Source organism: Rheinheimera sediminis, assembly GCF_004005375.1.
In the GTDB taxonomy this organism is placed as follows: Bacteria; Pseudomonadota; Gammaproteobacteria; order Enterobacterales; family Alteromonadaceae; genus Pararheinheimera.
Genome location: NZ_RZUF01000025.1, coordinates 1 through 14,300, shown reverse-complemented (window position 1 = coordinate 14,300; position 14,300 = coordinate 1). Strand labels below are relative to the sequence as shown.

Annotated in this window: 13 protein-coding genes; 5 read left to right on the top strand and 8 right to left on the bottom strand. The window is 43.6% G+C overall.

From position 1 onward, the window contains the following. A complete protein-coding gene (locus EMM73_RS16265; protein WP_127687861.1) occupies positions 1 to 225 on the bottom strand; it encodes a SlyX family protein in 225 nt (74 codons plus the stop codon). After that, positions 222 to 1,205: a WD40 repeat domain-containing protein gene (locus EMM73_RS16260; RefSeq protein ID WP_127687860.1), complete on the bottom strand. Its 984-nt coding sequence runs from the start codon at positions 1,203 to 1,205 to the stop codon at positions 222 to 224. Before EMM73_RS16260 ends, EMM73_RS16265 begins: the two co-directional genes overlap by 4 nt. A 96-nt stretch (positions 1,206 to 1,301) precedes the next feature. Between EMM73_RS16260 and EMM73_RS16255 the strand changes: the two genes are divergently transcribed. Further along, positions 1,302 to 2,063, top strand: coding sequence for an FKBP-type peptidyl-prolyl cis-trans isomerase (locus EMM73_RS16255; RefSeq protein WP_127687859.1), 762 nt, complete (start codon positions 1,302 to 1,304; stop codon positions 2,061 to 2,063). A 68-nt stretch (positions 2,064 to 2,131) separates the two neighbouring features. Here the strand turns inward: EMM73_RS16255 and rsd are convergent, their stop codons facing one another. Continuing rightward, positions 2,132 to 2,617 (bottom strand): sigma D regulator, encoded by a 486-nt coding sequence (gene rsd / locus EMM73_RS16250; RefSeq protein WP_127687858.1) that lies wholly within the window; start codon positions 2,615 to 2,617, stop codon positions 2,132 to 2,134. Positions 2,618 to 2,767: 150 nt separating this feature from the next. Here rsd and nudC point away from each other — a divergent pair, with 150 nt between their 5' ends. Further along, positions 2,768 to 3,568 (top strand): NAD(+) diphosphatase, encoded by an 801-nt coding sequence (nudC, locus tag EMM73_RS16245; RefSeq protein ID WP_127687857.1) that lies wholly within the window; start codon positions 2,768 to 2,770, stop codon positions 3,566 to 3,568. A gap of 925 nt (positions 3,569 to 4,493) precedes the next feature. Further along, positions 4,494 to 5,585: a uroporphyrinogen decarboxylase gene (hemE, locus tag EMM73_RS16240; protein WP_127687856.1), complete on the top strand. Its 1,092-nt coding sequence runs from the start codon at positions 4,494 to 4,496 to the stop codon at positions 5,583 to 5,585. A gap of 443 nt (positions 5,586 to 6,028) precedes the next feature. On the opposite strand, the gene EMM73_RS16235 is transcribed toward hemE, so the two are convergent. The 3 genes from EMM73_RS16235 to EMM73_RS16225 all read right to left on the bottom strand — a co-directional run bounded on the left by EMM73_RS16235 (position 6,029) and on the right by EMM73_RS16225 (position 10,799). Then, positions 6,029 to 7,951: an alpha/beta hydrolase family protein gene (locus EMM73_RS16235; RefSeq protein ID WP_127687855.1), complete on the bottom strand. Its 1,923-nt coding sequence runs from the start codon at positions 7,949 to 7,951 to the stop codon at positions 6,029 to 6,031. 157 nt (positions 7,952 to 8,108) lie between these two features. Further along, complete coding sequence (gene sthA, locus EMM73_RS16230) at positions 8,109 to 9,524, bottom strand: Si-specific NAD(P)(+) transhydrogenase (RefSeq protein WP_127687854.1); 1,416 nt, start codon at positions 9,522 to 9,524, stop codon at positions 8,109 to 8,111. A 156-nt stretch (positions 9,525 to 9,680) separates the two neighbouring features. Then, positions 9,681 to 10,799 carry an acyl-CoA desaturase gene (locus EMM73_RS16225; protein ID WP_127687853.1) on the bottom strand — a complete coding sequence of 373 codons (1,119 nt, stop codon included), beginning with the start codon at positions 10,797 to 10,799 and terminating at the stop codon, positions 9,681 to 9,683. 96 nt (positions 10,800 to 10,895) lie between these two features. Between EMM73_RS16225 and fabR the strand changes: the two genes are divergently transcribed. Continuing rightward, positions 10,896 to 11,513: an HTH-type transcriptional repressor FabR gene (gene fabR / locus EMM73_RS16220; RefSeq protein ID WP_127687852.1), complete on the top strand. Its 618-nt coding sequence runs from the start codon at positions 10,896 to 10,898 to the stop codon at positions 11,511 to 11,513. Here fabR and trmA read toward each other — a convergent pair. After that, the gene (gene trmA, locus EMM73_RS16215; protein ID WP_127687851.1) at positions 11,510 to 12,604 is read right to left on the bottom strand and encodes a tRNA (uridine(54)-C5)-methyltransferase TrmA; all 1,095 of its coding nucleotides are present in this window, start codon (positions 12,602 to 12,604) and stop codon (positions 11,510 to 11,512) included. The genes fabR and trmA overlap by 4 nt on opposite strands. A 169-nt stretch (positions 12,605 to 12,773) precedes the next feature. Here trmA and murI point away from each other — a divergent pair, with 169 nt between their 5' ends. Further along, a complete protein-coding gene (murI, locus tag EMM73_RS16210) occupies positions 12,774 to 13,562 on the top strand; it encodes a glutamate racemase (RefSeq protein ID WP_127687850.1) in 789 nt (262 codons plus the stop codon). A gap of 5 nt (positions 13,563 to 13,567) precedes the next feature. Here murI and EMM73_RS16205 read toward each other — a convergent pair whose 3' ends face one another. Continuing rightward, a complete protein-coding gene (locus tag EMM73_RS16205; RefSeq protein ID WP_127687849.1) occupies positions 13,568 to 14,059 on the bottom strand; it encodes an RNA recognition motif domain-containing protein in 492 nt (163 codons plus the stop codon). Between the last annotated feature and the right edge of the window lie 241 nt (positions 14,060 to 14,300).

The following is a 14,300-nucleotide window of genomic DNA, read 5'->3' as shown; positions in this document are numbered from 1 at the left end:
CTAATAATGGGGCGGTGGCGGTTCTTCGTCTAAGCGCAAAATGCCACTGTCATTGCCCTTACTGATTTTTTCAGCAAGCAGCATGACCTGCCGTTGCAGTTTTTCGATGCTTTTCTGATGTTCGTGTAACTCGTCATTCAGCGTGTTCACCACATCTTCCTGAAAAGCAAGCTTGCTCTCCAGATCAATCAGTTGTCTTTGTAATTCAACAACTTGTTCTGTCATTTCTTAATCTCCCATACTTCGGCTACGCCACTGGAACTTTCACTAATAATAGTGCTGTCATTCAAAAATGCTACTGCATGGATCACAGCACTGGCTGGCCTGCTATTGGGAATAGCCCTGACTTGCCACTGTTGTATTTTTTTCCCTGTCGCTACATCCCATAAAATTAATGCTCTGGATGGAGAGCCGGTCACCAGCCATTTGCCGTTTCGGCTAAAGCGTGCGGCGGTAATAATTTGTGCTCTGGATAGTTGCAGTTGGCTGATTTGTTTACCTGTTTTTAGATCCCAGATAAAACCTTGTAATTCACTGCCTGCACTAAAGGCAAAGCGACCTTGTTGATCCAGCGTTACCTTAGTCACCCGGTTTGGATGCGGAAAGCTATGGATAATCTGTGCCGTTTCTGTATCCCATAAGTAGGCATAATGATCGTTAGAGCCTGTCAAAGCAAAGCGACCATTGGCTGACATATCGACTGAGTTTACATTTTCGGTGTGGCCTAAAAACTCAATACGGCGCCCTGAACTTAGGGTGATATGCTGCACTTTGCCGTCACTTTGGCCAACCAATAGATGACGGCCAAAATCAGACACAGCTAAATCGCGGATAGTAGCGTCTTTGACTGACCAAAAACCAATGTTACGGCCATCACTCATTTGCCATAAGGCAAAGTCTGTGCTGTCACCTGTTAATAAATGATTACCATCCGGGCTCAGCGATAAAGATAGAATCTGATTATTGGCTTTTTCCTGATGACCCAACGAATACAAGGCTGTATCTTTTTGCAGGTCCCAGACAGTGACGCCTGCATCTAAAGCTGATATCGCAACCAAGGTCGTATTGTCATTAATAGCGGCAGCATAAGAGGGGGTTTCACTGTGTTGGATGTGACGCACAGATTTTGGTTGAACTTCTGAGCAGGCAATGAGACAAAGTGCCAGAAAAAATATCAGATATTTACCACTATGGGTTAACGTCATTCGCACAAACCGTTAGTATAGGGACGTTGCATAAAACCTTTACACTTATTAAAACACAATTTTGCAGCCAAACCTGCTTATTTATTGGAGAAATACATGCGTTTATTCACTAAGGTGTCGCTGATTGCGGCTACCGTTTTAACTTTGTCTGCTTGTAATAAAGAAGCTGAGCAGCCAAAACCTCTGGTTTTAGACACTGATACTGCAAAACAGTCTTATAGCTTAGGTGTATCTGCTGGTCGTTTTATCGACACTACTATTCAAGAACATGAGAAGTTAGGCTTGCCTCTAGTTTCAGAAACTATAGTACGTGGTATTCAGGATCAGTTAGCTGGTAAAGCTCAATTGACTGAAGAAGAAGTTCAGAAAGTGATGATGGCGCTGGAACAAACAGCCCGTGAAAAACAAATTGAAGTTGCCAAAGCTCAGGCTGAACAAAACGTGGCTGCTGGTAAAGCATTTTTAGAAACTAACGCTAAAAAAGAAGGCGTGAAAGTGACTGAGTCAGGTTTGCAGTATGAAGTTGTTCAGGCTGCTGATGGTCCAAAACCAGCTGCAACCGACGTAGTTCGCGTACATTACACTGGTACTTTGGTTGACGGTACTGAATTCGACAGTTCAAAAGAACGTGGTCCTGCTCAATTCCCATTAAATCAGGTGATCAAAGGCTGGACTGAAGGTGTGCAGTTGATGAGCGTGGGTTCTAAATTCAAATTTACTATCCCTAGCGATTTGGCCTACGGTGAGCGTGATATGGGTACCATTCCTGCAAACAGCGTTTTAGTATTTGATGTCGAATTATTAGGCATTGGCGAAGAAGCCCCTGCAGCAGAAGAAGCTCCTGCTGAAACTAAGTAATTCTTAGCCAGCAGCAAAAGCAAAAAGCGACCTGATGGTCGCTTTTTTTAGGCAAAAAATAAATTCATTCAGGCAGAAACAGCGCTGGAATGCTTGTTATGTAAGGTCTGAATCAGCTCATCTTCAAAATCAAAACGCTCAACCAAAGCTTGGCCTAAAATAGACAAATCACGATCGAAGTTCTTTGATAAAGTTTGTCCATCGGCTTCGGCGTACTTGTCGTTAAACTCGAGAGCCATATCGGTAGATTTGGCTATTTTTGGATACAAGCTATCTGCCAGTTTACGACTATCATGGCCATTTACTGCACATTGCGACACAATTTGCTCATATACCTCAAAATGACCAGCAGATAAATAATCCATCAGCAACTGGCAAAAGTGCTGAGTATCGGCCAAATCAGGCAGAGAATTACCACTCTTTTTGTCAAAGGGAGGCAATGCGGCCAGCTCACAATACCGGACAATAAGGCGCTGCCTTTCATCCAGCCAGTTGTCTATAGCTGTCAGGCTGCCACCCCATTTCTGCTGTGCTGACTCTAAACGGGTGTACATATACTTCCCCTTACTCAAGTGACTTACTGCTCTGAACCTCTAATTAAAAGAATTCTCGGATAAAGATCAACTACTTTTTTATTGGTCGGTTCAGTCTTTCACTCTATCATACGCCTGTTTATACGAATAAGTGGTGGAGTAAAACAAAAAATGATCAAGCACAATGTGCCTGCTACAGCTGACTTGTATGGTCACTGGTTTATTGTCAGTCAGGGTAAAATCTGGCTACCGTCTGTCGATGCGCCGCCACCTCTGTGTCGTTATGACCAGTTGCCTGATTTTTTAGATGGCAGTGAACCTCTGTGTTTGCTTGGTGCCATTGATGGAGTGAACTGTTATCTGCTGAATTACACCGACAGGCCAGAAGCAGAAGAACAGTGGCATTCAGCCCGAGCTTTGCTTGAGCAATCGGCAGCTATTTTTGAACATGCCGCCAGAGCCTGTCAGGTCGCGTTGTTTTTGCAAACCCATAGATACTGCGGTCAATGCGGAAGCTCTATGCATCTGGTGAACTGGGAGCTGGCAGCGCTATGCCACAAATGTGGTCATCGTTGTTATCCCCGAATTAATCCTTGTGTACTGATTGCCGTCGTCAATGACAAAAACCAATTATTACTGGCTCGCTCTGCCCGGCATAAAACAGGTTTTTTCTCCATTTTAGCGGGTTTTGTTGAGTCTGCAGAAACCCTGGAACAAGCCGCGGTACGGGAAGTAAAAGAAGAAGTTGGTATTGATATCAACAATTTACGATACATGGGCAGTCAACCCTGGCCTTTTCCTCATTCTCTGATGACAGCTTTTATTGCTGACTATAAGTCTGGCGAGTTGCAGTGTCAGCCTGATGAGATAGAAGAAGCACATTGGTTTGATATGGATCAGCTTCCAGAAGTACCAATGGTGGCAACCTTATCAGGTCAGGTGATTCAGTATATTGCTAAGGGTGGAAGATAAATGAAGCATTGCGCCATGGATGGCAGGCAAATAAAAAATCTTCTGGAAAGATTTTTAACAGCTTTAGCTGGCTCTTTAGGGTTTGCGCCATGGATGGCAGGCAAATAAAAAATCTTCTGGAAAGATTTTTAACAGCTTTAGCTGGCCCTTTAGGGTTTGCGCCATGGATGGCAGGCAAATAAAAAATCTTCTGGAAAGATTTTTAACAGCTTTAGCTGGCCCTTTAGGGTTTGCGCCATGGATGGCAGGCAAATAAAAAATCTTCTGGAAAGATTTTTAACAGCTTTAGCTGGCCCTTTAGGGTTTGCGCCATGGATGGCAGGCAAATAAAAAATCTTCTGGAAAGATTTTTAACAGCTTTAGCTGGCCCTTTAGGGTTTGCGCCATGGATGGCAGGCAAATAAAAAATCTTCTGGAAAGATTTTTAACAGCTTTAGCTGGCCCTTTAGGGTTTGCGCCATGGATGGCAGGCAAATAAAAAATCTTCTGGAAAGATTTTTAACAGCTTTAGCTGGCCCTTTAGGGTTTGCGCCATGGATGGCAGGCAAATAAAAAATCTTCTGGAAAGATTTTTAACAGCTTTAGCTGGCCCTTTAGGGTTTGCGCCATGGATGGCAGGCAAATAAAAAATCTTCTGGAAAGATTTTTAACAGCTTTAGCTGGCCCTTTAGGGTTTGCGCCATGGATGGCAGGCAAATAAAAAGCCACTGACGTGGCTTAAATAAGGTGTAACGAAAGTTACCAGGACTCGTTTTAACGAGCTTCTTTATTCTTGTTCTTTACTAGCGCATGTAGTTTATAACAGATGTATTTTTACAGAGCAATAGCTTTTTTCTATACATAATAAATAGCTTTTGGTAAAAAATAGTGACGGATCAAACATCAGTGATAAACTAATGATAAATCAAAAGATGGCAGATGATAGATGCAACTAAAAAATGATCGTTACTTAAGGGCCCTAATGAAGCAACCAGTCGATCGCACTCCAATATGGATGATGCGACAGGCAGGACGTTATCTTCCTGAGTACAGAGCAACGCGGGCTATTGCTGGCGATTTTATGTCGTTATGCAAGAATCCTGAGCTGGCTTGTGAAGTCACTTTGCAACCGTTAAAACGTTATCCTTTGGATGCTGCCATCTTATTCAGTGATATTTTGACCATACCAGATGCGATGGGAATGGGCTTGTATTTTGGCGAGGGTGAAGGTCCGCGTTTTACCAAACAACTAACCGACTTCATGGATGTAATGCAGCTGCCAGTGCCAGATCCTGAAGTTGAATTGCGTTATGTTATGGATGCCGTGCGTACTATTCGCCGCGAATTGAATGGTGATGTGCCTTTAATCGGCTTCGCAGGTAGTCCTTGGACTTTAGCTACATACATGTTTGAAGGTGGTAGCAGCAAAACCTTCTCAAAGATCAAAAAGCTGATGTACACAGAATCAGAGGTGGTGCACATTCTGCTGGACAAGCTAGCACAAAGTGTCATTTTGTATCTGAACGCGCAAATTGCGGCTGGCGCTCAGTCGGTGATGATTTTTGACACTTGGGGCGGTGTATTAACACCACACGATTACCGTGAATATTCACTGAGCTATATGCAACAGATAGTGGCAGGTTTGACCCGTCATGCAGATGGCCGACCTGTCCCAGTCACTCTATTTACCAAAAACGGTGGTTTATGGCTGGAAGAAATTGCTGCCACAGGTTGTGATGGTGTGGGTTTAGACTGGACCATTGATATTCGTCACGCCCGCGCCCGTATCGGAGATAAAGTAGCCTTACAGGGCAATATGGACCCTTCTATCCTGCTAGGTACGCCTGAGCGTATACGTCAGGAAGTACAAGCCATTTTAGATGGTTACGGTATGGGCTCAGGCCATGTCTTTAACCTGGGCCATGGTATTACCCCTGATGTGGATCCGGAAAAGGCAGGCGTGTTTATTGATGCAGTGCATTCATTCAGTCGCACTTATCACATGAATACAGAACTTGATCTGAGTGATGACGATTGAGTTTTTATTCAATCTGTTGCTCATAAAATCTCAGCTCACTTCATCTTTTTCACTGAAGTGAGCTTGCTTTACTATAGAGTTTTTCTCTTTATTGCCACTGCTTGTTCTGAGTGGCGAAAACAAATTGCGTCTCCAGCTTTTCTCTCAAAGCCGCTCACTCTTCTTCGCTTTTGGTCAACACATAACCTGGATACTGGCGTGAAATAATACAGCGTCTGTCTGATCCTGATATAACCAGTGCTGCTGAATAAACATCTTTTTGCACCTGTCGGTGTGCCCCTGATAGCCATAGCTTGCTATGGCGTATGATGAAGAGCCTTGAGATCTACAAAATCAGTGTCTCCAGTCAACTTAGGCCGTGGTGATTAAAATAAAAAATTGCTTCGTTGGTTTTATTCATAAATGGCCTAAGATCGACACCTGTTATCCTGAGCTCAGGCTGGTCAATGTACTGGTAAGTACCGATTCAAAAACTGCTCCATGGCAGCGAAAGCTTGTTTTCTGTCGGCTTCTTCGTCGAAGAAATGTGTGCCATTTTCCAGTTCTAAGTATTCGACTACTTTATCGTTTGATTTTAATTTGTTGTACAGTTCAAGAGATTGTTTAAAAGACACCCTTGTATCCTTAACTCCATGAACCAGTAAAATAGGCTGTTGAATTTTATCTATTTGATATAGCGCGGATACAGCGTTTAGCTTGTCGGATTCGGTGTTGTAATCCCCTACAGCTGTTTTCATATAAAGCCCAAGTTGTTCACTATATTCGGTATCGCGTTTTACCATCGCAGCTAGATCAGATATTCCTGAAATACTGATAAAGCAGTTAAACTGCTGGGGACGCTGAAAGCTCGCAACTAAGGCGCTGTAGCCACCGTAGCTTGCTCCAACTACACAGCTTTTGTTCTTGTCTATGGCTGGATTCTTACGAACTTGATCTACTGCATCCATAAGGTCATCTTGCATTTTTAGACCCCACTGTTTGTAACCTTGCTGCAGAAAGTCATTACCATAGCCTGAAGACCCTCTAAAATTAACTTGCAACACAGCGTAGCCTTGAGCAGCAAAGAATTGAACAAAAGGGTCGAACCCCATAGCGTCGCGCGCATGTGGACCACCGTGCGGAAAGACAATCAGAGGCGCAGGCTTATTCTTTGGTAGCGTGAGGTAGCCTCGCATTGGTTGGCCATCTTTGCTTATTACATCTATAGGCTGCACAGGGGCTAGTTGTTGTTGTTCCAAAAGAGGATATTGACTGAGCCAGAAGTCGGCTTTTTTGGTGGCGAAATCAATCGTATAGTATCTGCCTGGATTGTGATCTGTCTCGCTATATACAACCACTCTTTGCCCATCTTTACTGCTGCTGGTGATATAGCTATGCCTATTTTTAAACAAAGCCTTAACCTTGTTGTTGTATTCGATTTGTTGGGGGGAAATAAAAGTACGCTCATAAAAGTCTTTGGTATAACCGTAACCAACAAGCTGCCCATTTTTGATAATCACATTGTCAATGTCATGACCGTCGACGGAAAATAGTTTGTCTCCAATTCTTTTTTCTGCGATATCAAATTTAGCGATGTAGTCAAAATTACTATCAAAATCAGTTTTTACTAAAATTGATTTACCGTCGTCAGAAACTGATACAGGCTGAAAAGTAATGTCGCCAGTGATATCCAAAGTTTTTAAATCGACCCATTGCTCCGAGCCAATTGCTTTGTAATAAATAGTAGTGAGGTTCTTTTTCGTAATTGTAGAAAACAGAATATTTCCGTTTATATCACTTATGAAATCAGTCCTGTCTCCAGCGCCGCTAGCAATTTTTTCGAAGGAATTAGTGTAAACATTTACTTTAAAAACTGAATAGCCTAAGTCCCGCGGATCATAAGCCAAAACCTGAACGTGTTGATCATCATGGATGAGATCGTTGAGTAAGCCGATACTCTGATTATTGCGCACAAAAGCAGACTCTTGTTTTTTATATGCAGCTTTATTTTCAATCACAACCAGATCGGAACCATCGGCATTTACAGCATAGGCTGTATTCAAGCGTACGTAAAAACCATTAATAAACTCTGGTCTGCTCGCTGTGATAAAGAGCCTGTTTTTGTTTACCCAATCAATACTTTCTATCCTGTCTGCGGGATCTTTAAGTTTTGCAGCAAATGCAATTTCTGTGCTGCCAAAAGGAGCCGTAACCACAGTAGGCATGCCCTCATATATCATTTTAGCAGCTATAGAAGAACCATCCGGAGACACAGAAACATCGCTGACCATGGCTAAATTGCCAAACAGCTGAGCATTATTCTGCGCAAAACAGCTGTGTGCATACAATAGAAAGAAGATAATTGTTATTAATACGTGGTTTTTCATCGCACATCCTTGATGCCGCTGTAAGGTTTAACTGTCCTGATATAAATTTAATCGTAACAACAAAGGGGAGAAGAAAACAAATGGTATATTTATTATTTTTTATTGTTAACTAAAGGCTAGATTTGAGCGCTAGCCTCTAGTTATTGACTACGATGTATTAAAACAAGCGGTTTAAGCCATTCATAGCCGCTACCCTGTAGGCTTCGGCCATAGTAGGGTAATTAAAGGTCGTATGAACAAAGTACTCTATGTTATTACCGCCATTCTTTTGCATCATAATAGCTTGGCCTATGTGGACTATCTCTGCAGCTCTTTCACCAAAACAATGGATCCCTAAAATCTCTTTGGTATCACGGTGAAACAACAACTTCAGGCTGCCTACACTGGTGTTGGCGATCTGAGCCCTGGCTAAATGTTTAAACTGGGCCCGACCCACTTCATAGGGAATACGAGCTGCAGTTAACTCCTGCTCGTTTTTACCGACTGAACTCATTTCTGGTATGGTGTAAATACCCACTGGGATATCATCGATCAGATAAGTACTGCAGTTACCATGAATAATAGAGTTTGCGGCAATGCGGCCTTGATCATAAGCTGCGCTGGCTAGGCTTGGATAGCCAATCACATCCCCTACTGCATAGATGTTGGGGATTTCAGTCTGATAATTATCATTCACTTTTAATTGACCGCGGCTGTCCGCTTTTAAGCCAATAGCATTCAGCTCTAGTTTGTCGGTATTGCCTGTGCGTCCGTTGGCAAATAGGATGCAGTCTGCTTTCATTTTTTTGCCGGATTGCAGATGTAAAATAACACCGTCGTCACAACCTTCGATTCGATCAAACTCTTCGCCATGGCGAATAGTTACCCCTGAATTCCAGAAGTGATAGCTCAAAGCATCTGATATTTCAGTATCCATAAAGGATAACAGACGATCTCTGGTGTTGACCAAATCAACACGTACCCCCAAGCCACGGAAAATCGAGGCATATTCACAGCCAATTACACCTGCACCGAAGATGATGATGTGGCGCGGATCGTCTTTTAACGACAAAATAGTATCACTGTCGAAAATACGACTATGAGTAAAGTCGACATTTTGCGGCCGGTAAGGGCGTGAGCCTGTTGCCAGAATAATATGCTCGGCGGAAATAATCTGATCTGGTGAACCAATTTGCGCAATACGAATATGATGAGCGTCGACAAAAGAAGCGTCGCCTTGCAGTACCTTTACTCTATTGCGATCATAAAAACTACTGCGAAGCTGTACCTGTTTACGAATTACACCGGCAGCGTGTTTTAATATTTGTGGGAAGGTTAGGTTGGAGGACTGGTCTTCCATCTGGAACAACGGGTTTTCTTTGTATTCGATATAACGACTGACCGAGTGACGCAAGGCTTTTGAAGGGATAGTACCCCAGTGGGTACAGCCGCCGCCAACTTGCTGGTGACGTTCGATAACTGCTACAGTCTTACCGCTTTTCGCCAGATTCATAGCTGCGCCTTCGCCGCCAGGACCTGTGCCTATAATAATAGCATCAAAATCATATGCTTTGCTTTGAGTTGCTTTGACCACAGGATTTTTCCTTCGTTGAATGCTCTCACTCTATTTAATCAGAAATCCTGAATGAAAGGCGATAAAAAAGGCGGCTTAAGCCACCTTTTTTATCGCCTCCACAAAGACCTGTGCGTTGTATCAGGAGGGGAACCTTATTACAACGACTTCAAGCTATCAGGCAAATTGTGCAGTTAGCTGTTGCCAGCGTCTTTGCTGCAGCTGCAGATTACGTCTTACTTCCGCCATTTGCTGTTTTAAATCAAATTCATTGTACTGTTGCATCAACTGTTGTTTTTTCTGTTGCAGCAGGACTTTCTTCACATCGTAGTATGCATGCATTTTTTCGATCAGTAACTCGTATTCATGTTCCAGCCGTTGCATCACCAGCTCAGCATCAGGCAGGTGCGAGACTTTAGCCTGCGCACGTTTCAGCTGCATCTGCACCTTAGCTTTTTCGATCCGATCCTGTGGGCAAACTCGTAAATTCCGGGTTAAACCTAGCCATGAACAGCTTTTAATCAGCCATTTGGTTGGGTCAAATTGCCACCATTTAATGCCATTGCGGTAATCATATTCAAAAATATGGTGGAAGTTATGGTAACCCTCACCATAGGTTAAGAAAGCCAGTATGCCGTTATCCCGTGCACTGTTCTGATCGGTGTAAGGCTGGTCACCCCAGATGTGAGCTAAAGAGTTAATAAAAAACGTAAAATGGTGACTGAGCACTAAGCGTAACACCCCAACGCTTAATAACATGCCGATATAGCTGTCAGTCAACCAACCTAAAAACAGTGGGATACCAAAGTTGGTTGCTACTGTCAGTGCCAGATAGTTTTTGTGTTGCCACATCACTATTTTATTGTTCTGTAAGTCGCGGGCATTGCTGTAATCCGCATAGGTATTGCTTTGGTATTCACGTAGCATCCAGCCAATATGACTGAACCAAAAACCACGTTGAGCTGAGTAGGGATCTTTGTCATTTTGATCGACAAACTTATGATGCACACGGTGATCAGAAGACCAGTGCAGTGCGCTGTTTTGTAGAGCAAAAGCGCCGCCTATGGCGTAAATCCACTGCAGTACAGGGTGAGCATCATAAGTTTTATGTGCCCAAAGGCGATGGTAACCGGCGGTGATCGACATACCGCAATAACCCAAGCATAAAATAGTGGCAATAATCTCTGTCCAGGTAAAACCAACAGCTATGGCGTACCATGGCACCAGAATGGCAGCAGCGAGAAAAGTGGACGCAAACAAAATCACATTGGTCCAGATAATGGGTGGTTTATTCATTTTGGGAACTTTAAGCTTACAACTGTAAGCTAATTTAGCCGTGCAAAGTTGCAGGGTCAAGCGTTAAAATGGGGAAGTAGCAAAAAGGAGTGAGCCGTGACCCGCGCCCAACAAAAAGAAAAAACCAGACGCGCTATTATAGATGCAGCTTTTCAGCAGCTTAGTGCTGATAAAGGCTACTCAAGTTTAAGTTTGCGTGAAGTAGCGCGCGAAGCTGGTATAGCTCCAACTTCGTTTTATCGCCATTTTACTGATATGGATGAACTTGGGCTAACTCTGGTCGATGAAGCCGGTCTGATGCTTCGTCAGTTATTACGCCAAGCCAGACATCGTATTGAAAGCGATGGTAGTGTGATCCGTACCTCCATTGAAACCTTTATGGAATTTGTCACGGGTCACAGCAATGTATTTCGTTTACTGCTGCGCGAACGTTCGGGTACTTCTGCGGCTTTTCGTAGCGCTGTAGCTCGTGAAATTTATCATTTTGGTGCTGAGTTGGCGGATTATCTGCGTAAAGAAACAGATTGCCCGGCCGAGAGAGCGCAAATACAAGCTGAAGCTATGGTGATTTTAGTCTTTCATGCTGGTGCTGATGCGCTGGATGCCACGGCAGAGCAACGTAAACAAATCACCCAGCGCACTATTATGCAGTTGCGCTGGATGGCTCATGGAGCAGCTAGTTATGGCCGCAAAACCCTGTTGTCGCAAAGCTAAGCAGTAAGTTTGCGTAACCAGACACCAGATTCAATATGGTGGGTGTATGGGAATTGATCAAATAAAGCAAAAGCTTTGATTTCGTGGGTTTTACTCAGCTGTTGTAAGTTCTGTTCCAAAGTGACAGGATTACAGGAGATATAAATAATATCGTTAAACTGACTGACAAAAGCCTCTGTGGCTGGATCTAAGCCTGCCCGTGGTGGGTCAACCAGAATAGTATCCAGCTGTAACTCTGATAAATCCAATGTCTTTAACTGTTTACCTGTGGCCATGGCCGCGCTGACATCCTCAGCTGACATTTGCAGTACCTGCAAATTCGTCACCTGGTTCATTTCAATATTCAGCTGTGCAGATTTAATCGAGCTACGAGCAATTTCTGTAGCGACCACCTGACGGAAATAAGGCGTCAGGGCCAGTGAGAAATTGCCATTACCACAATAGAGTTCCAGCAAGTCGCCTTTGAGTTGACTTGATATGTCACAAGCCCACTCCAGCATTTGCTGATTCACTTTAGCATTTGGCTGGGTAAAGCTATTTTCAATTTGCTGGTAACTTAAAGTGCGATCTTTCACCTTTAGCTTTTCAATAATATGGTCGCGATGCACCAAGACTTTTTGCTTACGCGAACGGCCAATAAAATCCAGTGGCCATTGTTCCGCTAAGTCGGCTTTTAACAAAGCCGCTTGTTCGGCCCAATCGTCACTTAAAGGCTTCTTATAAACAAGAGAAACCAACAACTCGCCACTTAAACCACTCAGGTAATCAATTTGGTATAACTTGTTTCGTAGTGCCGGACGCTTCTTCAGCTCTTCCAGCAGTACAGGCATAAAGTCAGCTATTTGTTTGCAGGCAACAGGGAAGTAGTCGATGCGCTGTTTTTGTTTGGTTTCAGAGTCAAACATAATGTGGAACAAATCGTCCCCTTCATGCCAGATCCTAAATTCAGCGCGCTGGCGGTAATGGCTGGGCTCGGAGCGGAATAACTCTAGATCTGGCAAGGCATAGGATGCAAACAGCTGCTGCACGCCAGCTTGCTTTTCTGCCAGTTGAGTTTCATATAAATCCGGAAATACTTGCCCTAAAGCCATTGCTTGTCACCTATTGTCGAAAAAGCGGCCTATTCTAAGGGCTTTTGCCTGAATGTCTATCAGCAAAAGCAAGCTGCAGATAAAAGTAGCAGAGCAACTGCCTTAGCGGGCGAATGTCTGGCAAAATAGCGTCTGAATTTTTACAAGATACTTTTCAGAAGACAGTGGCATGCGTATAGGTTTTATCGACAGTGGGGTGGGTGGACTTTCTATATTGGAGGCCGTGCGTGCTTTGGTGCCTGCAAACTACTTCTATCTGATGGACAACAGATACCTGCCTTATGGCACTAAGTCGGAGTTATTTATCCGCCAGCGTTTAAAGCAACTGACAGAACATTTGCTGACTCATCAGGTCGATCTAATTGTCATCGCTTGCAATACAGCAACCACACAGGCGGTTGAATGGTTACGTCAGCAGTTTGATTTACCTTTTGTTGGCGTAGTACCAGCGATAAAACCTGCTGCTTTCTATTGTGCTGGCGAAAAAATGGCGTTGCTGGCCACACCAGCTACAGTCAAAGGCCACTATATACAGAAGCTGGTCTCAAACTATGCGGGTGAGAGTCAGGTGCAATTAGTCGGGAGTAGTGAGCTGGTGATGCTGGCTGAGCAAAAAGTCTGGACAGATGCTGAAGTGACAGCAGAAGTAGCCACAGTGATCAAAGATAGCGGCTTAAATGAGTTTGCACCTAAAGCTATTATTCTGGGCTGCACTCATTTTCCTTTTTTAGCTCAAGAGATCTGTTTGGCTTTTGAGGATGCGCCAAAATTGTTTGATACCGCCGATGCGATAGCCAGAAGAGTGCAGCATTTAGCTGCAGGGATCGTTCCTCTATATAAACAGAAGAGTCAGGATTGTTTTATTGCGACACAGGAGCTGACAGATCAGCAAAAGTTAAGAGTCAAACAGATGGGATTTGGCCAGCAGAGTTGCTGGCCAGATTTATATCAGGACTAATACAGTTATTCGTCGTTATCGTCACCGTCCTGACGTTCCTTGGCTTCACGTACCTTCAAAGTACGTTCTTGGAACGCAAAGTCGTTTAACTTCTGAATCATCTTATTGGCATCTTTCGCTGCCACTTCAACAAAACCAAAGCCACGGCGACGACCTGTTTGGCGATCTTTCATCAAACGCACATTGACGACTACACCAAACTTCTGGAATAGCTCGCGTACTGCATCTTCATTTGCACGGTAAGGTAAGTTACCTACATATAAAGTAGCTGTTTCACCTTCGTAATTTGTTTTAGCCGTTACAGCAGTGCCTGTGCTATCCAGAGACGCTCCCTTCACTTCTATAAGAAGAGGCACCAATACTCCACCCAGTACCACACCAACGGTGACTAAGACAGAAGCGCTTAAAGCAATATCGGGGGTAAACATTAGAACCAGATAAACAATAATGGCTAACGCCAGAGTAAAAGGTAAGGATCGTTGTAAATTAGCTAACATAAAGATTTCCTAAGTAATAAAGATGAAAGAGTCAGAGTAAATACATATAAATACTTAAAGCTCTTTCATATTAGCGACTAGTTCTTAAGCAGCCAACTATTAAATGCATACCTACTGATATTGTTTTTGGAGCTATTTTGCCCATATTGACGGTTTAACCAGCAAACGATCGCCAAAGCCTCAAAAAACTAAGATTTGGTATTGCGCGCCGCCAAAAACTCCCTATAATGCGCGCCATGCC